The organism is Hathewaya limosa, assembly GCF_030815255.1.
Classification (GTDB): Bacteria; Bacillota; Clostridia; order Clostridiales; family Clostridiaceae; genus Hathewaya; species Hathewaya limosa.
In genome coordinates, this window is the sequence record NZ_JAUSWN010000031.1 from 1 (window position 1) to 25,716 (window position 25,716).

Here is a 25,716-nt window from a genome sequence, read left to right on the forward strand (position 1 = left end):
CTTATAGGCGGTGAACTATCATTAAATTTTCTATAAAACACAAAAAAACGCTGCCGCGTTAGTATAAATTTTTATGCTAATGCGACAGCCCCTTAATTTTATATAAAATATTTTAATGTTTAAGATTTCTTATAAAAAGAGAATTATATTTAAAAATAACTTATAAAAATCTAGTACATCTTTAAATAAAATGTTAAAATGTAGGAAGCAAAATAAAGTTGTAGAGTATAAAAGATTTCATTTACTAGGAAGAAGGGGAGAGTTTATGACTCTTTGTTGCAAGGATTTATTTAAGCTTGAATATTTTTCAAAGGCAAATTTAATAGCTGGAGAAAGTGGATTAAACCGTGAAATTTCTTGGCCATATGCAAGAATGACAGAATCTATTTCTGAGTGGCTTTACGGTGGGGAATTATTATTTATTACATATACAGGAATACAAGAAGAGCATGATAATTTATTATCTTTATTAGAAGAATGTATTAATAAAAAACTTTCAGGTATTGTAATTTTAATTGATAGTATGCATGTAGATAAAATAGATAAAAAGGTTATAGATAGAGCAAATGAAGAGCATCTACCATTATTTACAATGCCATGGGATGTAAAAATTATTGATATTATACAAGAGATTTTTTGGAAAATAGAACAAAAAAGAGAAGAAGCAAAAAATGCAAAACATTTTATTGAATCACTTCTTTTTTCACAGGAACAACTATATGAGGACATTAAAGCATTGGCAGAATTTTATAATATAGAAATAAGACCGTTCTATTATATTTGTATATTTAAACTAGAAAAGTTGTCTAATATTTCTCCTGATATAGAAAATGTTAATAAGCATATAGTTAATTCTTTGGAAGATGTTTTAAAAAGTGAAAGTTGTACATTAACATGTATGGAATATGCCAATCACTTAATGTGTTTAATATTTGCTAATGATTATGACGATGCAAAGAAGTCATCAAAATCTGTAGAAACTATATTTAACCTTATAAGCCAGAGATATTCGGATATTGATCTTAGTTTAGGATTTAGCCGTATTAGAGGTACAGATTCTGAAATGAAGATAAGTTATAAAGAGGCTTTTAAAGCATTATCACTTATTAATATATGTAATAAAAATTCTAAGGTTATTAGATATAATGAGTTAGGTATTGTTAGATTATTAGTTGAATTAGCTGATATTAAGGATATTAAACAATATTGTTATGAAAATTTAGGCCCAATTTTAGAATATGATAAAAAGCATGGTATGGATTTAATAGGCACATTAAAATGTTATTTTCAAAATAATAGGCATTTGGTAAAAACATCACAGGAACTTTTTATTCATAGAAATACTTTGCTTTATAGGTTATCAACAGTAAAGGAACTTTTACAACGTGATTTAGATGATGCTATGATAAATTTAGAACTTTTTAATAGCATATTAATCTATGAATTTTTAAGTTTGCAAAATAAAATATAAAAAAATAACCTGTAACAAAATGTTACAGGTTATTTTCCTTTTGTAATTTTGGTTTTTCACTTTTGGATAGGGATAATATTAAAACTCCTGCAAAGATTAAAATACAAGCAATAACTTTTATTAAAGTTATTTTTTCACCCAATAATAATACTCCAAAAATTACACTTGTTATAGGTTCAAATGTGCTTATAACAGCAGCTTCACTAGCACCAATATGCTTTATGCCAATTTGAAGTAAGGATAAAGCAACAACTGTACATAAGAATGCAAATATGGTAGATATACACCATGATTTAGGTGTTAAAGAAGTTAATACAAGTTGTTTTGTTATTAGACCATATATAAGCATACCTATAGATGAAGCTATTGCAACATAAAATGTTATTTTAAAAGGAGGTTCACTTTTTAAACCACTTTTATCCATAAATATAATGTAGAAGGCATAAAACATTCCAGAAGCAACAGCTAAAATTAATCCAAGTAGTGTACTAGCTCCTAATGATGCAGAGTTTAAAGCTGATATGAAAAAGCACCCTATACCAGACATAGCAATAATTAATGCCATGATTTTTTGTTTACTTAATTTCTCATGGAAGAAAATAACACAACCAAGGGTTACAAATATAGGATAAGTAAAGTGGATAGGAGTTACTATTCCTACATCTATATGTGCAAATGCTATATTTAACATTAATGTTGTTATTGCATTTCCAATGAAACCAAGTATAAATATATTTTTTAACTGTTTTTTTGATATTCTTAAGTCTACTTTTGTAAGCAATAAAATAACTAATAAAAAAGGTAAGCTTAAGAAATTTCTTAAAAAAGTTAAAGTCACAGGATTGCTTCCTCCAGCACCATAAGTCATAGGACCTAGTGTAAAAGCAAAACCAAAAGTAATGGAGGAAAGCATAGTAAGAATTATTCCTTTTGTTTTCATAAATGTCCCTACTTCTTTCTAGTTAAAATTATTTAAAAGCTTTATCAACAATTTTAAGGATATTTGGAATAACGTCATCAACCATAATTTTTCCTCTTTCTGCAGAAGATGACTTAGCTGATGCAAGTATTCCTGTTTCAGGTACTATATCTTTTTCTATAGGATATCTATAGTAAGTTGCAGGACTAGCATTTTCAGTATCTAATATCTTATCTTCTCTAACAAGTTCTGGTGCAAAATACATCATTAATGAAGTTTCTGTAACAGCAGCATGTTCTAAAGCCCAACCTGGGAATGGAACTTCATCAAAAACTTTATCAATAACATCAGGTGACATTGGATCCCACCAGTTAGTTAAAAGAAGTTGAACTTTATCACCATATTTTTGAGAGCATAAATCCATAGCTTCTACTATAAATGCTTCATTTTCAAAGTGAGCACTTAAAAGGAATATTTTTGTGAAACCATCACGAACAAACTCATCAATTATATCCATTATTAATGCTTGTAATGTAGCACCATTTAGATCTATTGTTCCTGGGAATAATGGACCACCACCACTTAATGGTTTTGATTTATATCCATATGAAAGAGATGGAGCAACTACAGCATCTAATTTCTCAGCTATTCTATAAGCGAAGCCCTCTGCTAATACAGTATCTACACAGGTTGGTAGATGAGGACCATGTTGTTCTGTAGAACCTATTGGTAAGATGATTACTCCATCTTTTTTCTTTTCGAATTCTTTCCATGTCATGTGTTGCATTTTAACGTTTTCGAACATAATAAAGTCTCCTTTGATTTAAATTTGTCTATATACATTATTTATAATATAATGAGCATTTCTACACAAGATTTTTATAAACATTTTCATAATGAATCTTTAGGAATGTCCATCATGTTCCATAGTGTACTCTTAAGAGAAAATACATTCAATGTATAAAAGATACAAATATATTAATAAAATTATGTTCTTTTTATGCACAGCATTATTAAAATATTCTTGTATATTTAGTACAATGACTATAAAATAGTTTGGTGCTAAACTTCATTTAGTAATTTATCGCTAATCAGATTGTCAAAAATTGAAGGGAGATTATTTAAATGAAGACTATCCTATTTAAAAATGCGAAATTAAAAGGAAATGAAACAATAGTTGATTTACTAGTTGAAAATGGAGTTTATAAAGAAATAGGTCCAAATCTTTCAGCAAAATATAAAGATGTAGAAACATATGATTTAGAAGAAAACCTTGTTGTACCACCTTATGTTGATCCACATATTCATCTAGATTATGTTTATACAGCACGTATGCCAGGTGCTAATAACGGAACAGGAACTCTTTTTGAAGGAATTCAAAGATGGTCAGAAACAAAAGCGAATATGACAATAGATGAAATCAAAGAACGTGCAAGAATAGCTTTAAAGAAAGAAATTCTACATGGAACTCAATATCTTAGAACTCATGTTGATGTAACAGATCCAAAACTTACTTGTTTAAAAGCTATTATGGAATTAAAAGAAGAAGTAAAAGATCTTGTTGATATTCAAATTATAGCATTCCCACAAGAAGGTATGTACTCATATAAAGGTGGAGATGAACTAGTAGAAGAAGCGTTAAAAATGGGTGCTGATGTAGTAGGTGCTATACCACACTTTGAATTCACAAGAGAAATGGGCGAAAAATCTGTTAAGAAAACAGTAGAACTTGCTATGAAATATAATAAGTTAATAGATATTCACTGTGATGAAACAGATGATGAGCAATCAAGATTTGTTGAATTATTAGCTGCAGAATCTTATATGAATGGAATAGGTGAACTTACAACAGCAAGTCATACTTGTGCTATGGGTTCATATAATAATGCATATGCATTTAAATTATTCAAACTTTTATCATTATCAAAAATGAATTTTATATCTTGTCCAACAGAAAACATTCATTTACAAGGAAGATATGACACATATCCAAAAAGAAGAGGTCTTACAAGAGTTAAGGAATTAAATGATGCAGGAATAAATGTTTGTTTTGCACAAGATTCAATTTCAGATCCATGGTATCCATTAGGAAATGGTAACTTAATGGCTGTTCTAGATGCAGGAATCCATATTTGTCATATGATGTCTTTTGAAGAAATTAATAATGCACTAGATTTAATAACAGTAAATGGAGCTAAAACTCTTCATATAGAAGATAAATATGGAATTGAAATAGGAAAAGATGCTAACTTCATAGTATTAAATGCTAAAAGTGAATTTGATGCAATTTTAGAAAGAGTAGGAGTTAACTGTTCAGTAAGAAAAGGTGAATTCCTATTTAAGAAACAACCTCAAATAGTTGATACAAATGTTTCTTTATTAAAATAGTAGTTAATATATATAGTATATATTTTTAAATAAAAACTTATTCTACAACTCAAAATATTATCTAATGGAATAAAGTAGTGTATTAGGGGAAACATTTTTATAATGTTAATACACTAGTAATATAACAGGAAAACATTACAATGATATAAAAACTTAAAGTCTAATATAAATATTATTTTATTATTAAAAATGCTATCAATCTAACTTGGTAGCATTTTTTATGAGTTAGGGTAAAAAAATCAAAAGTATAATTTATTAAGGTTTAGAGTGTTTTTTAGAATAACAAAATAATATAAAGAAATTTAACGAAAAAATGTGAAAGTTAATCTTTTTGTAGAGAATATAGAGAAAAATCAGCAAATTTGGTATATTGTTTTTTTGACACCTAATAATAAAGAAAATATAATTATAACTAAAGTGATTTCTGCTTGAATGGATAAGATTTAAACATTCTGTTTAAGTGGAATTTAATTAAAAATAAAATAACCTAATTACAAGGAATTTTCTAAGTAAGAGGGAAGGAAAATAATATATTTGATTTTGAAAGAACATAATTAATTTATATATTTTAAATTTTTTGTTTAAAAATTATAAGTAATTATTCATATAAATGAGATATTATCAGGAGCCTTCCAGTTTTTAGTTGGAGGGCTTTATTTTTTTATTACAGAAACATAATGGGAGGTTTATATGGAAACTAGGGTAGGGGTTGTAGGTATAGTTATTAGTAATTTAGAAAGTGCAAATTTAGTAAATACTATTCTTCATGATTTTTCACAAATAATAGTTGGAAGAATGGGAGTACCCTATAAAGAAAAAGGAATTTCTATAATTTCTTTAATAGTAGATGGAACTACAGATGAAATAAGTTCCTTGACAGGAAAATTAGGAAAAATTAAAGATGTAAATGTTAAATCAGCTATTACAAAAAAATAAAATGTTTTTACATAAAAATAAAGGGTGTTTTGAAATAATTAAATTTAAGGGGTGTTAGTTATGTTAGAAAAAATTGATCAAAAGTATTTAGATTCTGATTTTAAAGATTTTATTGATGATGATTTAATATGGAAACAAATTGACGAAGGAAAAAATCCATCTAAAGAAGAAGTACGAGCTATAATAAAAAAATCAAAAAATAATCAAAGATTAGAACCAGAAGAAACAGCTAAACTTATAAATGTTACGGATAAAGAACTTTTAGAAGAAATGTTTGAAGCTGCAAATGAAATAAAAAGAAATGTTTATGGAGATAGAATAGTATTTTTTGCACCAATATATGTTGGAAATAAGTGTGGTAATAATTGTATTTATTGTGGTTTTAGAAAAGATAACAATTCAATAGTTAGAAAAACTTTAACTATGAACGAATTAAAAAAAGAAGTAGAAGTCTTAATAAAAAATGGACACAAAAGATCTATATTAGTTTATGGAGAAGATGAATGTTACGATGCTGATTTTATAGCCGAAACTATAAAGAACGTATATGATACAAAGATCGATAATGGTGAATTAAGAAGGGTCAATATAAATGCTGCACCTTTAGATGTGGAAGGATACAGAAAGTTACATGAAGCAGGTATAGGAACTTTCCAAATATTCCAAGAGACATATCATCACGAAACATATAGAAAAATGCATCCAAGAGGAGATAGAAAATCAAATTATGCATGGAGATTATATGGACTTGATAGAGCAGCAGAAGGTGGAATTGATGATCTTGGAATAGGAGCATTATTTGGACTTTATGATTGGAGATTTGAAGTAATGGGACTTATATATCATACTATACATTTGGAAAAAATGTTTAATGGCGTAGGTCCTCATACAATTTCTTTCCCAAGAATAGAGGAAGCTTTAGATGTTCCATTTACTCAAAATCCTAAATATAAGGTATCTGATGAAGATTTTAAGAAAGTTATAGCAATATTAAGGCTATCTGTACCATATACAGGAATGATTTTAACTGCTAGAGAAACAAAGGAAATAAGAAATGAATTACTTCCAATAGGAATAACACAAATAGATGCAGGTACTAGAATAGGGGTAGGAGGATATTCTGAATATGATAAAGGATTAATTCCAGAGAAAGAACAGTTTGCTATAGGTGACATGAGAAACTTAGATGAAGTTATAAGATATGTCTGTGAGAATGAATCTATACCATCATTCTGTACAGCTGGTTATAGATGTGGAAGAACGGGAGAAAAGTTTATGAATGTTGCTAAGTGTGGTAAGGTCCATAATTATTGTATGCCTAATGCTATATTAACTTTCCAAGAATATTTATTGGATTATGGTTCAGAAGAAACTAAGAAGGTAGGAGAAAAAGCTATTGAAAAACAATTAAATAAGTTAGAACCTGAGAGAAGAAAATGTGTTGAAGAGAAGTTAGAGTTAATAAAACAAGGAAAAAGGGATATTTATGTATAAATCAATTATACAAGATAATAATAAAACTTATATTGAAGAAAGTAATTCTTATGTAAGTTTTAAAAGGTATATAAAAAAGTCATTACAAAAAGCTTTAGAATGTGAAGATACAAAACAGGCATTATATTCTTTTAGCGAGGCTATATCAAAGTACTATGAAAATAAACAAGTTTATTATACTAAAAAATATGGTAAAAGAGAGGAATATAAAGCTGGTTATGGAGAAGATACATTTACGCCAGTTGAAAAAGTTGATTTAACTTTAGGATATAGTTTGTTTTTTCAAGGTTTTATCTTTAAAAATAATTGTGAAAAACAATTAATAATAAGTTGTTCAATTGTAATAATAAATTTAATGGACATATAAGTTTAAAAAAGATACTTTGAAACGTAGTGTTGAGTTTTTAAGTATCTTTTTTGTGCAATATAATTTTAAAAATTTATATAAAAATTAAAATTAGAAAGTTTAAGTGAAAGAGTATGGCTAGTTTTATATAAAAACAACATATATTTACTATGAAATAAAGTGTTTTATATTAAGTAATATTATAAATGCAAAACAAGAACTAAACTAAGTGATTTAGTTCTTGTTTTGTATTTATGTATGAATTTCAGCAAAGTATTATATATCTTTATGTTTAAAAATTTTCTTTAAATTCTTTAATTGGATTTATTTTGTGAATCTGCGTAATTTGTAGAATACAATAAAATTTCTTGTAATTTATTAAATTGTATTGAAAAAAAATTTAAACGTTGTATAATGTAAATATAAAGTTAATAAAAAGTTAAATAAATTAATAAAAAAGACATAAAATTAATAAATTTTACATTAAAATTTATACAAGCAAATGATTATATTTAAATAAAGTTTTAAGACTTTATAAATAAAATTACTTAAACATAATAAAAACTAAAGGGGGAAAGAAAAAATGAAAAATACCAATAAGTTTTTAAGACCATTATCAAAAGTAATGTTAGGAATTTTTGTTGCTACAAGTTTAACTTGCAATTATGGTGTAACTAAAAATATCGTATTTGCTGATGATGCAACAGAGAAAGTTAATGAAAAAAATAATTTACCAAAGAGTGATTTATCAATTAGGAATAATGGACAAGTAATACAATCAGGTGCAGATGATCAATCTAAAAAGAATAGTAATGAAATAGATAAAAATATCTATGGATTATCATATGATCCACAAAAAATATTATCATACAATGGAGAAAAAGTTGAAAACTTTAAACCTGCTGAAGGATTTGAAAATCCAGATAAGTATATTGTAATAAAACGTGAAAAGAAAAACATTTCAGATTCTACTGCAGATATTTCTATAATAGATTCAATAAATGATAGAACTTATCCAGGTGCCATCCAACTTGCAAATAGAAATCTTATAGAAAATAAACCAGATTTGGTTTCATGTGAGAGAAAACCAATTACTATAAGTATTGACCTGCCAGGTATGGGCAAAGATGGGGCTATGGTTGTTAATTCACCAACATATTCTGCAGTTAATTCTGCAATAAATACATTATTAGAAAAATGGAATTCGAAGTATTCAACTAAATATACAATACCAACAAGAATAAATTATTCAGATACTATGGTATATAGTAAATCACAATTATCTACAATATTTGGATGTAATTTTAAAGGTTTAAGTAAGTCTTTAAATATAGATTTTGATTCTATATATAAAGGTGAAAAAAAGGTTATGATCCTTTCATACAAACAAATTTTCTATACAGTAAGTGTAGATTCACCAAATCGTCCATCAGATTTATTTGGTGATAATGTAACCTTTGATCAATTATCTTTAAAAGGAATGAATAAGGACAATCCTCCTGCATATGTTTCAAATGTTTCATATGGAAGAACAGTTTATGTAAAATTAGAAACAACATCTAAAAATTCAAAGGTTAAGGCAGCATTTAAAGCTTTAATAGAAAATCAGGATATTAGTAGTAATGCAGAATATAAAGATATATTAAATCAAAGTTCATTTACAGCTACAGTTTTAGGGGGAGGCGCAGAGGAACACAATAAAGTAATAACTAAAGATTTTGATGAAATAAGAAAAGTTATAAAAGATAATTCAGTATATAGTGCTAAGAACCCAGGATATCCTATTTCATATACAAGTTCATTTTTAAAAGACAATAAAATAGCAGCTATAAATAATAAAACAGAGTATGTTGAAACAACTGCTACAGAATATAATAATGGAAAAATAATTCTTGACCATAGTGGTGCATATGTTGCTCAATTTGCAGTAACATGGGATGAAGTTAGCTATGATAAAGATGGTAAAGAAATAGTTGAACATAAGGCTTGGGAAGGTAATTATCAAGATAAAACAGCACACTTTAACACCGAAATTTATTTAAAAGGAAATGCAAGAAATATAAATGTTAAAGCAAGAGAATGTACAGGACTTGCATGGGAATGGTGGAGAAATATTATAGACGCCAAAAACATACCACTAACAAAAGAAAGAACATTTTATATATGGGGTACAACATTATATCCTCAAACATCAGTTGAAGTTAAATAAATAATATAAATTTTAGATTGTATCTTTAAGATCTTGTGTCTTATAGGTACAATCTAATTTTATTTTTAGTGCAGATTAATAAGGCTAAAATGTATTGATAAAATAAAAATATATTTTTTAAAAAAATAATTGTTAAAAATTTATCAATTTCTATTAAGTGTTATTAACCTTTATACGAAAATTAAATAACAGAAATTTTAGTTATTAGGATAAAAATTATACAAAAATTAATATTTTATCCTTTGAAAATTTAAAATGATTATTAGGAGGACATTATGGAAGTAATTTTTGAATATGAAGAGAAAAAATATTTAGCAGTTAATTCAATATCTATTATAGGTGAATTTAATGATTTTGATCCTAATAAAGGAAAAATGGTAAAAGAAAATAATAAGTGGACTTTTAAATGTTTACTTGAACCAGGAGAATATAAGTATAAATTTCTTATTAATGGATCATTGAAACTTAATGATTCAACAGCGAACATTTATTTACCAGATGAAAATGAGGAACTTTGGTCAGTTATAATGATTAATGAAAATAATCAAAGACTTTATAACAATACTCAATATACAACACATATAGATAAATACAATATAACTTGCGCTATTAATGAAGAACAAGTAGCTCTTAATAAGAAGAGTTTTAATATTATGTTGGATAAAAAGGTTGTTACAAGATTTGAATTTACTAATGTAACTGGAATACATGCGGTAACAACAGCTTGGTTTACACCAAAAGGAGAGTTATTCCAAACTACAGAAAATAATTTATTTAAATTACCAGAGGATGATAAACCAATAGTAATGTGGTTTTGGATGGATTTAGAAAACGATATACACAAGTATCCACAAGGAAAATGGACAATGAAGTTATTTATAGATGGAGAATATATTTTAGAAGATCAATTTAATTTAATGGAATCAAGTTCATATTCAGCTAAAGGTAAAATGGTGTATTAATAAATAATTTAGAGTATAGACATCTTAAGATGCTTATATATAAATTTTTACAAGGGGTGAAGTTATATGAAATGTTCAAATGTAGTTAATGAGATAAACCTAAATAATAAGGAAGTGTACAATTCAACATCTAAAGGTGTACAAAAAAATTGTAAGTTAGAAAAAAAGATTAATGACTCAAATAAGATTGAAAACAATAATACAGAGTCATTATTAAAAAATGTTGAAAATATAAAAGTTGAACCTAAAGAAACAAATACAAGTAAAAGTAATATAGGACATTTTTTAAAATCAGTAGCAGATTCATTTTCTACAGCCGTAAGTACTGTTAAAAGTGTTGTAAAAACAGCTGTTTCAATAGGACAAAGTGTTAAAAATACTGTAACTAAGATCGCTAAAACAGTTATTGACACAACAAAATCTATAGAAGAAAGTATAAAAGCTACTTCAGAATCAGTAAGTAAGAAAGTGACAGATACAGTTTCTAAAATATCTAGTACAGTAAAACAAGTGACAACTACAGCTTCGGATTTAATGAAAGCAGCTGAAGAAATTAAAAGTTCAGTTACTTCCATGGTAAAAACAGCAGTAAAAACAGCGGTAACTGTAGGGTCAGGGGTAAAAGAAATTGTAAGTACAGTTTCGGAGACAGTTAAAGATGTTAAAGATATATTAAAGGATCATAATAAAGGCATATTTCAAAAAGGAAAAGAATCAATTGAATCTATAAAGTCTGGTATTGATTCTTTAAAGAAACCTGTAAATATGATTTCAAGCAATGTATCAACAGCATATAAAGATATAGAAGAAAATTATAATAAAACTTTGAATTTAGTTACGGAGTCTGTAGATAAAATTAATACAGTTAAAACTAACATAATATCAGTTAGTAAAGAGGTAATGGATACAGTGAAGAGTATATCAAGTGAGGTAAAAGATACTACTAATAATGTAATCAAGACCTTGAAGAATGCATCAGACAGTATTAAAGAGACAGGCACGCAAGGATATAATGAAGTTATACAGGCTTATGAAAACTGCAAAAATGAAATTCATAAGACAATGGATTTAAAAGAAAATGTTGGGATTGATACTGTGCTAGCTTAAAGTTTAGTTAAAAAGATAGGGAATTTAAGTTCCTTATCTTTTTTTATTTTGATTAATGTTTTTTATATAAGATAAAATTAAGAATTAATAATAAAATGAATAACTATTCAATAAATTCTTGCTAAAACGATATATATATAAGTAAATATAAAGTAAAATATTATTAAAGAATATATAAGGAAATGAGGGATAAGTGTGGATAGTAAAAAGAAAAGTTTAATGGAACTTCATTTAGCGGTATTTTTATTTGGGCTATCAGGACTATTTGGAAAGTTTATTTCTTTGTCACCAATAATAATAGTTGCAGGTAGAGTTGTTTTTTCGAGTACATTTTTATTTATAATAATACATTGTTTTAAGAAAAATATGAAATTAAAAGAAAAGAAACATTATATATTTCTACTTATAATGGGATTAATCTTAGCTATTCATTGGACAACTTTTTTTAAGTCAATTCAAGTGTCTACAGTGGCAATAGGGTTACTTTCTTTTTCTACATTTCCTGTTTTTGTTACATTCCTTGAACCATATTTTTTTAAAGAACGAATTAAAGGGATAGATGTTCTTGTTGCACTGATAACATTTATAGGTGTAATATTTGTAGTACCTAAATTTGAACTTGGAAATAATTTAACTCAAGGAGTTTTGTGGGGAATATTATCAGGATTTACATATGCAGTGCTTGGAATATTTAATAGAAAGTATGTAAAGGAGTATTCAAGTTTAGTTATTGCATTTTATGAACAGTTTGTATGCGCTGTTATATTACTTCCGGTTTTTCTAGTAAAAAGGCCAATAGTAACAGTTAAAGATATAATATTAATGTTATTACTAGGAGTTGTTTTCACAGGAATTTCACATACAATATTTATAAGCAGTTTAAAAAACATAAAAACTCAAATAGCAGGAATCATATCTAGTTTAGAACCTCTTTATGGTATTATTTTAGCAGCACTTTTATTAGGGGAGATACCAACCTTAAGAGAACTCTTTGGTGGAGGTATTATTTTAGGAACAGTGTTTTATTCAACTATAAAAAATAAATAGGGTAAGTTCTTTATTTTTTATATAATATTAGGGTGTAAGGTATAGCTGATAATTAATAGGTAGTATAACAATTTAAAAGTTGTTATAATTAAGAATATATAGTTGTTATTTTCAGTTAGTGCATTATCTATTTAGGGGGAAGACCAATGAATTTTAATCTAAAAGAAGTAACTTGTAAAATTATACCCTGTGGAAATTTTGCAAATAGAGTAATAGATTCTATACAGTGTAATATTGGAAAAGAGGATTTAATTCGAGAAATAAGAAATAAATTTAAAAAAATAGGAAACTTATATGAAGTAAATTTTAATGGTGATAATACAATTGATTTACCAAACTTAAAACTACATCTTAAAAGTGCTGACTATATGATTATACTAGGTGATTTAAATGATGATATAAGCATTGATCAGATTAAACAACTAAGAGATAATTTACAGGATATAAATGTTTATTCAATAGTTATATTAAATATGCCATATAGCGTTGATAAAATTAAAAATTCAAGTGAAAGTTTAGAAAAATTAAGGGAGTTAAGCAATGGATTTGATCTTGTATTACCTGTTATAGGATATGAAGAAAAAGAATTAGCAAGTATTAATGAAATGGTAACAGTATATTATTTAAATACTATGTATGAAATTTCTGTTTATGATATGGAATGTGAAATTTTAGAAGAATTTAAGAATATATTTAAGAATAAAGGGTTGGCATTTACAGGCATGAGTGGTGGTAAAGATTATTCGGAGTTAAAAAAATGTTTTAATGAAATTATAAGCTCACAAGAGAATATAAAATCTTATAAAGATGTTAAAGATATGTACATAAAATTAACTGTTGCATCAGATTGTAATTTAGAGGAATCTGAAAAATTTCTTAATTATCTTGATGAAGAAATAGATCAAAATAATATTTATAATGTTACAATAGATGAAAATTATAAAAGTGGATTTTTTTCTATGTTTATAATAGGTGTATAGTAAAATAAATTTATATAATAAGCTACTTATAAGATAAAGTAGCTTATTTTTTGCTAAATTTTAAGTAATTTATATAGGGTTAAAAGTTTGATATAATATATATTATTTTTAAATTAAAGTAATTGTTAAATACAAATGAGGAGAAAAAATATGAGTGCCTTATTATCAAATGCAATAACAGTAGGACTTTTATCAGGAGTATGGGCGTATATAAGTACTAAATTAGGAATAATCACATGGGTAGGGTTTATTGGATGTACAAGCTATTATGCAGCAATAGGACAAAATAAAAAATTAAAGGATTCTTTGATTTCTAATATAGTAGGAATTGTGATAGGAATGATGATTATATATGGTTCTAGATTTCTAGGAGATAATATTTTAGGTGTAGTGGTTATGACTACAGTTTTTTCATTTTTGATGGTAGCTCAAGGAAAACTAAAATCATTATCTTTTATACCAGGAACCTTTTTAGGATGTTGTTGTGTATTTGGTACAAATGGTAACTGGCAAGGTACAGTTATTGCTATAATTTGTGGTGGGATTTTTGTTGGATATATATCACATATTACAGGAAATTGGTTGTATAAATTTTGTAAAAAATAAAATGTAGAAAAGACTTAATTATGTTAGGTACATATTTAAGTCTTTTTTATTTTAAAAAACTATATAATTAGTATCTTTTTTATATTGGCAGTGTTATCCAAAAAGAAATACATATATTAAGGTATAGTAAATAAAAAAATAGAAAATAATAAAGTTAGTAAACATAGAAAGGAATATTTATATGAAAAAGTTATTATATATTACTGTAAATTCAAAACCAGAAGAAGTTTCTTCAAGTAGGACTGTGGGAAGAGCATTTGTAAACAAATTTTTAGAGAAATATTCAGATTTTGAATTAGAGGAATTAGATCTTTATAAAGTTCATATTCCAAGATTAGAATATCCTTATTTTGAAAAAAGAAATTGCATAGTTAGCAAAGAGGATTTTAATAAATTAGATGATAAACAACAAAGTGAGGTTCATCAAATCGTTAAATTATGTGATCAATTTAAAGAGGCAGATGTGTATGTTATTGCATGTCCAATGTGGAGCCTATCATTTCCCGCACCATTAAAAGAATATATTGATTGTATCGGTCAAGATGGTAAGACCATAAAAATTTCAGAGGATAAGGTAACTGGACTATTAGATGATAAACCAAGAGGAATGGTATATATACAATCATCAGGAGCTCCTATTCCATGGATTTTAAGAATGGTATTAAACAAGGGATTAAATTATGTAGAAGATATAATGAAGATTATGGGGATAAAGAGATTTAAAGAATTATTAGTAGATGGTACAGGGACTAATGAAAAAGAAAGAGAAAAAGCTGTTCATAAAGCTTTAGATAAAATAGATGAAGTTATAGAAGAAATATGGAAAGAGTAAAAAATCAACATATTATTACACATATTTTTAGCATATATAAGTAAAAATAATTAAAAAATAACCATTTATGCTTTATAATGCCTAATTATGTATTATAATAGAAAATATACGTATATATGTTTATAATTAGGGGGATAACAATGAAGATGAAAATATCTAAAAGTTTTATACTAATAGTAGCAATTTTTTCTTGTATTATTTGTTTTATTAATGGAATGAGGGAACGACCGCAAGAGATATTAGAGAATTTCTTTACATCTATAAAGCTAGAACAAAATGATTGGATAGAAAAAAATGTAATTATAAATGAAAAATGTAAAAGCTCTTACAAGGAATTAAATAAAGTAAAAGCAAGACTTTCTGAATTAGATACTAAGAAAATTAAGGTATCTGAAAAACTAAACAATTGTGTATTGTCTAAGATACAGTATGAAATAAAGGCTGTGAAAAAAGTAGACAAGCATACTACCATATTCGAAGTAGAAGTTACTAATATAGATTTATATAAAGTATTTTCTTTAGAACTTAATAAATATTTATTAGATATAGTTCACGAAAATCATAAAACATTAGAGGAAGATGAAAAGCTAAAAAACAGTATTGGAGAAGATCTTATAAAGGTTATGAACGATAATGATGTTGAAACTAGTACTAGAATAGTTAAGATAAAATTAAAAAAATTTAATGGAAAACTTTTTGTATACATAGACAATGAGGACATAATAAATGTGTTAAGCGGAAATTTACTCATGGCGCATAGAGTTATGGATCAAGTTATTTAAATTTTTACATTGATTAGACAAGTTTATTTTATACAACTTCATAAGTAAATTAATTATAATTGATATAAGAAAAACCTTAATATATAATTTATTTATAAAGGCGAGGTGTAATATATGAATATACAAATATTTGGAATAAAAAAATGTTTTGATACTAAAAAAGCAGAAAGATATTTTAAAGAAAGAAAAATAAAATATCAATTAGTAGATTTAAGTATTAAAGGATTAAGTAAGGGAGAATTTCAAAGTGTAAAAAATGCTGTTGGGCTTGATAATATGATAAATAAAACTTCAAAAATATATGAAAAATCTGATCTTAAAAAGGTTAGAACGGAAAGTATTAAAGAAGAATTACTTTTTAAGGATTATAAATTACTAAAAACTCCTATAGTACGTAATGGTAAACAAGCTACTGTTGGCTATGAACCAGATGTGTGGAAGAAATGGGAATAACAAATAAGAGTATGCTATACTAAACTTAATTAATATGTTTAGTATAGCATTTTTTATATATAAGATAGGGGGATAAAAATAAAATGGAGTTTAATGAGAAACAAAAGAAAGTTATTAATATCCTAAATAAAAATATACTCTTGTTATCATCGGCAGGTACTGGTAAGACAAGAACATTAAGTGCTAGAATTTCTAAAATTTTAAAGGAAGAAAGAGCCAAGGGAGAAGAAATTATTTGTCTAACGTTTACTAATCGAGGGGCAAAAGAAATGAAGGAAAAACTTCAAGAAGTAGGAAGAAAAGCCTTGAATGTTACGGTAAAAACTTTTCATAGTTTTTGTTTTGATATTATAAAATCACAAGCTAAAAAAAATACAGATGTTTCCTTTGATTTTATAATATATGACGAACAAGATTCATTAGAGGTAATTGAAGAATTGAATGTTTATAAATTTAATGTTAATTCACTTCAAAACTTTATAAATAAAATTAAGGAATTTTCTATAAAAAATATATATTTAAATATTAATGAGAAGGTTAATGAATTAAAAAATAAAGAAGAAAAAAATTATAGAGTTATAATAGAAAAATTTATTCAATATAATAAGAAGCAATTTTTTGAAATATGTAGGGAAATAGGAGGGTATAATACAGATTATAAATTAACGGATTATCTTGAAAGAGAAGGTTATATTCTAATAGAAACGTATAATAAAATTTTGCAAGAAAGACATGCATTAGATTTTAATGATTTAATAATAGAAGCGTATGATTTATTTCAAAGGGAAGAGGTAGTTTATTATTGGAGAAGAAAATTTAAATATATACATATAGATGAAGTACAAGATACCAGTGAAGAGGAATATAATATTATTGCTAAACTTTTTAAAGGAAATAATGTTATGTTAAGTGGGGATTTTTATCAAACTATCTATAAATGGAGGGGTTCTAATCCATCATATATATTGAAAAAATATAAGGAAGAATTTAATCCAGTAGAAATTATATTTAATGAAAATTATCGATCTTCAGAAGTGTTGTTAAAAGCTTCCTATAATTATTTAACACATGCATTTGGAAATGAAGTTAGAGAGGTTTATAAGGAGGGTATTATTCCTAATTCTAATATAAAAGGAGAACTAATTAAATTACAAAATGCAGAGAATATAGATTATGAAGCTCAATGGATTTTTAAAAAAATAAAAGAATTAGACTTAAAGGATATTTCTAAGGTAGCGATTTTAACAAGGAGTAATAGAATTAACATAGAATTAAGTGAAAGATTTAATAGAATAAATTCTCATTTAAGTCCAGAAGATAGATTGAAATTTTTATTAGTAGATGAATTTAAATTTTTTAGGAGACAAGAAATAAAAGATGTATTAGCTTATTTAAAGCTTATAATAAATGAATTTGACAATAATAGTTTTAAGAGGGTATTAAAAAGATTTGGTAAAGGTATAGGAGAAAAAACAATACAAGAAATTGAAAAAGATGAGAATTACAAAATAGGGGTTAGGCTTACAGATTTAATAAACAAAAATACTCAAGAAAATGGAGAATATTATGAGTTATTGATGAGAGAATTAGATAAAAATAATGTAGTAATTTTTGATGTGGAAAGTACAGGAGTAAATACAACAGAAGATGATATAGTTCAAATTGCAGCAATTAAAATTGATGGAAATGGAAAGGTAATTGATAAATTTGAGAAGTTTTTAATTCCATCTAAGACTGTTGGTACCTCAGAATTAGTTCATGGATTTAGTGACAAATTCCTTAAAGAAAAAGGGGAAGATTCTAAAGAAGTTTTATGTAGATTTTGTAAGTTTATAAAAGAAACTATTATTGTAGGGCATAATGTAACTTTTGATCTAACTATTTTAAATAGTCAGTTACAAAGATACGAACTTTCTAAGGCAGAATATAAAACTTATTATGATACACTTGATATATCAAGAAGATTTTATCCAAATTTAAAAAATCATAAGTTAGAGACTCTAAGTAAATTATTTGAAACAGAAACTAGATCTAGTCATGATGCGATGGATGATATATTGGCAACTAAAGATGTGCTTTTATCAATGATAAAAGAAAAGGTATATCCAACATTATTGCAAAGAATGAGTGTATATAGTAAGTATATAATTAAATTTAAAAATATATATGAAATTTCAAGTTATTTAAAACAGGCTAGTTATACTAAAAATCCAAAAGATCTTATAGTAGATATAATAAATTTAACTAAGATTAAGGAAGTATATAAAAATGATGAAAATAAAATATGGAGACTTAGGGAATTTTATTGCATAGCAAAAGAAATGGAAAGGGAGGATCTCTGTCCTAGGGATAATTTAATAGAACTTTTGAAAACTACATCTCTTTCTAATAGTGAACTTGATAGAATGTTGGTGAAAAATCCTAAGATTCCTATAATAACAATCCATCAAGCCAAGGGCGCAGAATTTGAATATGTATTTTTAGCAGGGTTACAACAAGGAACTTTTCCAAATTATTTAGCTATAAAAGAAAATAATTTGGAGGAAGAAAAAAGATTGTTTTATGTTGGAATGACCAGGGCTAAAAAGGGGTTATATCTAAGTTATAGTTGTAAGGAAAAAAACAGAATAAAAAAACAAAGTGAGTTAATAGACTATATAGATAAAAACTTTATAGAATAATGAAGAGATTTTAAATATATATAAGTTGCATTTAACTTGATAAAATAAGAAAAATATTAATGAATTTGTAAAAACCCTTAAATTTGATTAAAATTAATCAAAAATTACTATAATATGAAAATACATAGTCTAAAGCTTTTAATAAAATGGGCATACTCCAGTATGCGTATACTTTCCAAAAAGTAGAATGGTACTTAAAGTATTATAATAGAAAACGCGCGATTTTTTGAGGAGGAAATTAATAGAAATGAGTATGCCTAAATTACTAGATATTTTAAAAAATAAAAGAAGTGAATTTTCAAAGGAACAAATAATGCAAGATATTATTGCAGGAATTATAGTAGCTATTATAGCATTACCTTTGTCTGTTGCTTTGGGAATTTCATCAGGAGTTAGTCCAGATAAGGGACTAATAACTGCTATAATTGCAGGGGTTATTATTTCACTTTTAGGTGGAAGCAGAGTTCAAATAGGAGGTCCAACCGGTGCTTTTGTTGTCATTATATTTGGTATAATCCAAAATTACGGCATAGAAGGGCTTATAATAGCAACTATTATGGCAGGAATTATACTTGTTATTTTTGGGTTATGTAAATTTGGATCTTTAATAAAATATATTTCTTATCCTATAACTGTAGGATTTACGTCAGGAATAGCAGTTACATTATTTTCAACACAGGTAAAAGATTTTTTAGGACTTACTATAAATAAGGTTCCTTCAGAATTTATTCCTAAATGGAGTTCTTATATATCAAATATTAATACTATTAATTTTGCAACACTTGCACTTGGAATTTTATCATTGGGTATAATAATTATTTGGCCTAAGATAAATAAAAAAATACCAGGATCTTTAGTTGCATTAATTATTACTACATTAATTGCATATTTCTTTAAATTACCAGTAGCAACTATAGGAAGTCAGTTTGGAGAAATTTCTTCAAATATTTCTATGCCGAAGATTCCAATAATTAATATAAAGACTATTACAATGCTTATTAAACCTGCATTTACAATTGCTATATTAGCGGGAATAGAGTCATTATTATCTGCAGTAGTTTCAGATGGAATGATAAGTGATAAGCATGATTCAAATATGGAACTTATAGCACAGGGAGTGGCTAATATTTTTTCAGGATTGTTTGGAGGGATTCCAGCTACAGGTGCAATAGCTAGAACAGCGGCTAATGTAAAAAATGGGGGAAAAACTCCATTAGCAGGAATTGTACATGCCATAACATTACTATTAATAATGAAATTATTTATGCCATTTGCAAAATACATACCACTTACTACTCTAGCATCTATTTTAATAGTTGTATCCTATAATATGAGTGGATGGAGAACTTTTAAAGAAATGCTTAAAGCACCAAAGAGTGATATAATAACTTTAATTGTAACTTTTACTTTAACAGTAGTCTTTGATTTAGTTGTAGCTATAGAAATAGGAATGATTATATCTATGTTTTTATTCATGAGAAAAATGGCAATATCTTTGCAGATAAATGAATTGAATGGAGAAAGTTGCAATAACGAACATAGTATAAATAATATAGAAACCAAAGAAGTAGAAGATAAGATTTTGGTATATGAAATAAAGGGTGCACTTTTCTTTGGAGTAGCAGAAAAGCTTATGGATTCTATAAGAAAAATGGAAAAAACTACGGAAGTAGTAATATTAAGAATGAGCCATATACCGGTTATGGATATTACAGCGTATAGTACGATTAACAAAATAGAAAGTTTGTGCAAAAAACAAAATATAGCTTTAATACTTTCGGAGGTACAAGAACAACCAATGAAGGTTATGAATAAAATGGAATATAAAAAGAATATAGGGCATAAAAAGTTAGTAGAAGGTTTTAAAGATGCCATTAAAATAGCAAAACAAGAATTAAAGAAACAAGAAAATATAATATAGAACAAGAAAAGTCCATAAAATACTTAATTAATAAGATGTTTTATGGACTTAATTTTTAAAATTTATGATTTTAAATTATAAAAGTTATTCTATAACTTTAAATTTATTTACTTGAGAATTCATTTCTGATGTTCTAGTAGTAAGAATTTGAGCACTAGATGCAACATCACAACTTGATTTACTTAACTCCTCTGAAGATGCAGATATCTCTTCTGAAGATGCAGATATTTCTTGAGAAATAGATGTTAAGTTTTCAACACTATTTAATATAGTTTTCTTATTTTCATTAATATGTTCAAAGGTGCTAGAAATCTCAGATATTCTAGGAACTATATCTTCTACAGATTTTGAAATATTATTAAAGGATTCTTTAGAAATTTTAATAGTTTCTTTTTGTTTATTTAGTTGCGAATTCATTTGTTTAGTTTGGGATACTATAGATTTAGTTTCTGTTAGTAAATTATTTATTATATTATATATATTGTTTGATGATTCTTTACTTTTCTCAGCTAATATTCTTATTTCATCAGCTACAACTGCAAATCCTTTTCCAGACTCACCAGCCCTTGCAGCCTCTATAGCGGCGTTTAAAGCAAGCAAATTAGTTTGTTCTGCAATGTTGTTGATTAAGTCGGTAATCTCATTTACAGTTTTTATATCTGAGTTCATATTTTCTATGTTGCTAGAAAAATGAGAAAAATTATTGTTAAATGATTCAATAGATTTTATTAGTAATTCCATATCAGTGTTACTTTGTTTAGATTTTTCATCTATATTTGAGGACATAACATTTATTTGTTGGATATGTTGAGCAATTTCATGTAGCTCAGTTCCAAAATCATTAAGTTGTTCTAAAATATTAGTTAAATCAGAAGATTGTTTAGTTGTACCCGATGTAACTTCGTTTATGGAACTAGATATATTTTGGGTTAATGCTGACAATTCTTCAGAAATGGTAGCTAAGTTAGAGGAATTAGCATCTATATCTAGTGCAGAAGATTTAACGGATTTTATCATATCGCTTATAGAATTTTGACTTTGTTTCATAGTTTTAAAAATGGAACCTAATTCATCTTTGGTTTCTAGAAGTTTTTTATCTATACTTTCAGAAAAATTACCACTTGCTATTGTTTCCATATGAGATTTAATAGAATTCAATTTTTTAGAAATTATTGAGCTAAATAAAACTATTACAAAGCTGATTATAACTAATATTAATAACGTTATAATAATACAACTGTATTTTAGAAAATTTAATCTACTTAATAAATCATTATGAGGTATATACACGCCAAGGGACCAACCAGTAGTTTTAATAGGTGTATATGCCATATATTGTTTTACATTATTAAACTTATATGTACCGATACCACTTTTACCTTGTATCATAGCTTTCTCCAGTTCGATAAAGTCCTTATACGATTTATCATTAGCATGAGATTTTAAGGTATTTTCTCTTTTATCAACTAAGCCTTCATTTTTACTAGCTATATAAGTTCCAGTTCTATCAACCATAAAGGCTTGACCAGAGGAGAGAAATGATATCTGATTAGTTATTTTACTTAAATTATCTCCAGATTCAATAGCAATTAAAGCACCTATAATTTTATCATTAAATTTTATAGGGATAGAATATGCTACATTAAGTTTATTATCTTTTTTATTTTGGAAAGGCTGAGAAATGTAATATTTTCCATTTATTGCTTGAATAAAATAATTTCTATCACTTATATTTTCATATAAACCATTATTAAATGTAACAAATCCAGATGTATTTGCAATTCCTAATAGTAAAAAATTATTTACTTTGGCGTTAGATTGAAGTAACTTACTTTTTTCATTCCAACTAACTTTAGGATTACAGATAGAAGACATATTAGCAATTGATTTTAATTCTTGTAATGTATTGCTCAATTGGATATCTACTTTTTCACCTGCATTTCTACACAATTCTGTCATTAAATCCGTACTACTATTTATCAAAGTTTTTTTTGCATTAAAATAACAAAGAGATGAAAGGGTTATACATGTTATAAGTATTATTGGTAATAAACAACATAATAATTTAACCTTAATACTATAAAACTTCGAATTTTGGGAATTTTTTAAGTGTATATTTTTCATATGTCATCCTCCTAGTGAAAATATGTGAAATAAAATAATAATACAACTAAAATAAGTTATTTTTTTAAATTAATAATAGTATTTACCATAAATATATATATCATAAAGATGTGGAAAAATAAAGTTAATTGTTGAAAAAAAAAGAAAATTCTATAAAAAACTAATAATTAATAGATAACTATAGAATATTTAGATATTATAAGTTATAAAATAAAATGCTGTAAAAATATGTTGTCAAGACATGTTTTTACAGCAATTATTAATTTAGCATTATTTTATAATTATAAATTTTCTTCACTATTGATTTTAAATTTATTAACTTGATTTGTCATTTCAGCAGCTTTAGCGGTTAAAGATTGAGCACTAGATGCAACCTCACCACTTGATTTATTAAGTTCATCAGAGGAAGCAGCTATTTCTTCAGAGGACGCAGAAATTTCTTCAGAGATAGAGGAAATATTCTCGATACTGTTTAGAATGTTTTCTTTATTTGTATTAATATCATTAAATGCTATGCTTATGTCATTAATCCTAGGGGTAACTTCTTCCACAGAGTGGGAAATATTTTCAAATGATTGCATTGAATTTTCAACGGTTTCTTTTTGAGTTTTTAGTTCTTCATTCATTTCTTTAGTTTGAGAAACTATATTTTGAGTTTTATTTAATAAATTATTTACAATATTATATATATCAGTAGAGGATTCTCTACTTTTTTCTGCTAAAACCCTTATTTCATCGGCTACAACGGCAAAACCTTTACCAGATTCACCAGCCCTAGCAGCTTCAATTGCGGCGTTTAATGCTAGTAAGTTTGTTTGTTCAGCTATATTATTTATTAGGTCAGTAATCTCATTTACGGTTTTAATATCTCCGTTCATGGCTGTTATGTTATTAGAAAAATTAACAAAATTATTATTGAAATTTTCAAGGGAAGATACTAAAGATTCCATGTCTTCATTACTTTTTTGTGAGTTCTTACTTACATCCATAGATAAATTATTAATTTTATTAATATGTTCAGTTACTTTTTCTATTTTATCACCAAAATCATTTAGATCTTGTAAAATAGTTGTTAGATCAGAGGCTTGTTTTGTAGTTCCAGATGCAACCTCATTTATAGCTACGGATATATTTTGGGTTAAAGCAGATAATTCTTCTGAGATAGCGGCTAAATTAGTTGAGTTAGAATCTATATCTAATGAAGAATTTTTTACAGCACTTATCATATTACTTATAGAACTTTGCGTTTGTTTTATAGTTTTGCAAATAGACCCTATCTCATCTTTTTGAAAATTAAATTTGTTATTTATAGTTTGTGTAAAGTCACCTTCAGATAAACTTTTCATATGTTCTTTGACATAAATTAATCCTTTGGCAAGTATAGAACTAAATAAAATAATTACCAAACTAGTTACAAGTAAAATTATTAATGTTGCCATTATACAACTAAGTTTTAAAGAATTTAATCTACTTAATAAGTCTTTTTGAGGAATATATACACCAAAAGACCAGCCAGTTAATTTTATAGGTGTGTAGGCTACAAATTTAGAAACCTTGTCGAAACAGAATTTTCCGGTACCTTTTTCTCCACCTATCATCTTTTTTTCTATATCAATAAATTCTTTATATGATTTATTGTCTGCTTTAGATTTTATATAATTTTCTTGTGTATCTACTAATTTCTGATTTTTATTGGCTATAATAACACCAGATTTATTAAGCATAAATGCTTCACCAGAAGATAAAAATGATAATTCATTACAAATTTTACTTAAGTCATTACCTGAACGAACAGCAACTAGAGTTCCTATAATTTTATTTTTATGTCTTATTGGAGTTGAATAAGCTATTTTTGTTTTATTATCTATTTTACTTGAAAAAGGTTCAGAAACGTAACTTTTACCATTGATAGCTTCTTTAAAGAATTTTCTATTGCTTATATCAATTGTATCACCAGAGTTATAAATAATTTTTCCGGTTTCATCTGAAATACCCAATAATTCATGATCATATGTTTTTAGGTCAGAGTTTAGAATTTGTTTTTTTACTTTCCAAGATACCTTTGGATCTGAAATACTAGGATTATTAGCTAAAACATCCAAATTTTTTATAGTATCTTCTAATTGAATAGTTACTTTATCAGCAGCATTTTTACTTAGTTCTAACATTAGATCTAAACTACTATTCAATAAGGTTTTTTTTGCGTTAACATATGCGAATGAAGATAATGTTAAAGAGGTTATAAGTACCAGGGGCAAAAGACAGAGTAACATTTTAGTTTTTATTGTTTTTAAATTAACCCCACTAGTTATTTTTTGTTTTTTACTTTTAGTTTTCATAAATACATCCCCCAATTCATAATATCGTTCTGTTAAGTTATATGAACATTGAACTATCTCATCCCTAGAGTTACAATAGTTTCACCACAAAATCATTATCCCCCTCGGAAAGGAGATTA

Annotated in this window: 20 protein-coding genes; 16 read left to right on the forward strand and 4 right to left on the reverse strand. The window is 26.2% G+C overall.

Going from position 1 to position 25,716, the window contains the following annotated elements; genetic code table 11:
• The first annotated feature begins 265 nt into the window (after positions 1-265).
• Complete coding sequence (locus QOZ93_RS12915) at positions 266-1,471, forward strand: PucR family transcriptional regulator (protein WP_307357084.1); 1,206 nt, start codon at positions 266-268, stop codon at positions 1,469-1,471.
• A gap of 22 nt (positions 1,472-1,493) precedes the next feature.
• Here the strand turns inward: QOZ93_RS12915 and QOZ93_RS12920 are convergent, their stop codons facing one another.
• Both QOZ93_RS12920 and QOZ93_RS12925 read right to left on the reverse strand, forming a co-directional pair.
• A complete protein-coding gene (locus tag QOZ93_RS12920; protein WP_111940682.1) occupies positions 1,494-2,411 on the reverse strand; it encodes a DMT family transporter in 918 nt (305 codons plus the stop codon).
• 28 nt (positions 2,412-2,439) lie between these two features.
• Entirely contained in the window at positions 2,440-3,195 is a 756-nt protein-coding gene (locus QOZ93_RS12925; RefSeq protein ID WP_111940684.1) for a creatininase, read from the reverse strand.
• Between the two features lie 320 nt (positions 3,196-3,515).
• Here QOZ93_RS12925 and codA point away from each other — a divergent pair, with 320 nt between their 5' ends.
• From codA to QOZ93_RS13000, 15 genes are all read left to right on the forward strand, one after another.
• A complete protein-coding gene (codA, locus tag QOZ93_RS12930) occupies positions 3,516-4,778 on the forward strand; it encodes a cytosine deaminase (RefSeq protein WP_307357086.1) in 1,263 nt (420 codons plus the stop codon).
• 690 nt (positions 4,779-5,468) lie between these two features.
• The gene (locus QOZ93_RS12935) at positions 5,469-5,714 is read left to right on the forward strand and encodes a TM1266 family iron-only hydrogenase system putative regulator (RefSeq protein WP_111940688.1); all 246 of its coding nucleotides are present in this window, start codon (positions 5,469-5,471) and stop codon (positions 5,712-5,714) included.
• A gap of 60 nt (positions 5,715-5,774) precedes the next feature.
• Complete coding sequence (gene hydG, locus QOZ93_RS12940; RefSeq protein ID WP_111940690.1) at positions 5,775-7,208, forward strand: [FeFe] hydrogenase H-cluster radical SAM maturase HydG; 1,434 nt, start codon at positions 5,775-5,777, stop codon at positions 7,206-7,208.
• On the forward strand, positions 7,201-7,575 hold the full coding sequence (locus QOZ93_RS12945; RefSeq protein ID WP_307357091.1) for a hypothetical protein: 375 nt from the start codon (positions 7,201-7,203) through the stop codon (positions 7,573-7,575). Before hydG ends, QOZ93_RS12945 begins: the two co-directional genes overlap by 8 nt.
• Positions 7,576-8,137: 562 nt before the next feature.
• Positions 8,138-9,763 (forward strand): thiol-activated cytolysin family protein, encoded by a 1,626-nt coding sequence (locus QOZ93_RS12950; protein ID WP_111940694.1) that lies wholly within the window; start codon positions 8,138-8,140, stop codon positions 9,761-9,763.
• 275 nt (positions 9,764-10,038) lie between these two features.
• Positions 10,039-10,725 carry an early set domain-containing protein gene (locus QOZ93_RS12955; RefSeq protein ID WP_307357094.1) on the forward strand — a complete coding sequence of 229 codons (687 nt, stop codon included), beginning with the start codon at positions 10,039-10,041 and terminating at the stop codon, positions 10,723-10,725.
• Positions 10,726-10,791: 66 nt separating this feature from the next.
• A complete protein-coding gene (locus QOZ93_RS12960) occupies positions 10,792-11,832 on the forward strand; it encodes a methyl-accepting chemotaxis protein (RefSeq protein WP_307357096.1) in 1,041 nt (346 codons plus the stop codon).
• A 195-nt stretch (positions 11,833-12,027) separates the two neighbouring features.
• Positions 12,028-12,879: a DMT family transporter gene (locus QOZ93_RS12965; RefSeq protein WP_307357097.1), complete on the forward strand. Its 852-nt coding sequence runs from the start codon at positions 12,028-12,030 to the stop codon at positions 12,877-12,879.
• A gap of 146 nt (positions 12,880-13,025) precedes the next feature.
• Positions 13,026-13,859, forward strand: a complete 834-nt coding sequence (locus QOZ93_RS12970; protein ID WP_307357100.1) for a hypothetical protein — start codon at positions 13,026-13,028, stop codon at positions 13,857-13,859.
• Positions 13,860-14,009: 150 nt separating this feature from the next.
• Positions 14,010-14,465, forward strand: a complete 456-nt coding sequence (locus tag QOZ93_RS12975; RefSeq protein ID WP_111940704.1) for a DUF1097 domain-containing protein — start codon at positions 14,010-14,012, stop codon at positions 14,463-14,465.
• Between the two features lie 181 nt (positions 14,466-14,646).
• Entirely contained in the window at positions 14,647-15,297 is a 651-nt protein-coding gene (locus QOZ93_RS12980) for an FMN-dependent NADH-azoreductase (protein WP_307357103.1), read from the forward strand.
• Positions 15,298-15,437: 140 nt separating this feature from the next.
• The gene (locus QOZ93_RS12985; protein WP_307357104.1) at positions 15,438-16,079 is read left to right on the forward strand and encodes a hypothetical protein; all 642 of its coding nucleotides are present in this window, start codon (positions 15,438-15,440) and stop codon (positions 16,077-16,079) included.
• Between the two features lie 114 nt (positions 16,080-16,193).
• Positions 16,194-16,532, forward strand: coding sequence for an arsenate reductase family protein (locus tag QOZ93_RS12990; RefSeq protein ID WP_111940710.1), 339 nt, complete (start codon positions 16,194-16,196; stop codon positions 16,530-16,532).
• A gap of 83 nt (positions 16,533-16,615) precedes the next feature.
• Positions 16,616-19,213 (forward strand): 3'-5' exonuclease, encoded by a 2,598-nt coding sequence (locus QOZ93_RS12995; RefSeq protein ID WP_307357106.1) that lies wholly within the window; start codon positions 16,616-16,618, stop codon positions 19,211-19,213.
• 247 nt (positions 19,214-19,460) lie between these two features.
• Positions 19,461-21,134, forward strand: a complete 1,674-nt coding sequence (locus QOZ93_RS13000; RefSeq protein WP_307357109.1) for a SulP family inorganic anion transporter — start codon at positions 19,461-19,463, stop codon at positions 21,132-21,134.
• An 84-nt stretch (positions 21,135-21,218) separates the two neighbouring features.
• Here QOZ93_RS13000 and QOZ93_RS13005 read toward each other — a convergent pair whose 3' ends face one another.
• Both QOZ93_RS13005 and QOZ93_RS13010 read right to left on the reverse strand, forming a co-directional pair.
• Positions 21,219-23,258: a methyl-accepting chemotaxis protein gene (locus QOZ93_RS13005; RefSeq protein ID WP_307357112.1), complete on the reverse strand. Its 2,040-nt coding sequence runs from the start codon at positions 23,256-23,258 to the stop codon at positions 21,219-21,221.
• 281 nt (positions 23,259-23,539) lie between these two features.
• Positions 23,540-25,597, reverse strand: coding sequence for a methyl-accepting chemotaxis protein (locus tag QOZ93_RS13010; RefSeq protein WP_307357115.1), 2,058 nt, complete (start codon positions 25,595-25,597; stop codon positions 23,540-23,542).
• Between the last annotated feature and the right edge of the window lie 119 nt (positions 25,598-25,716).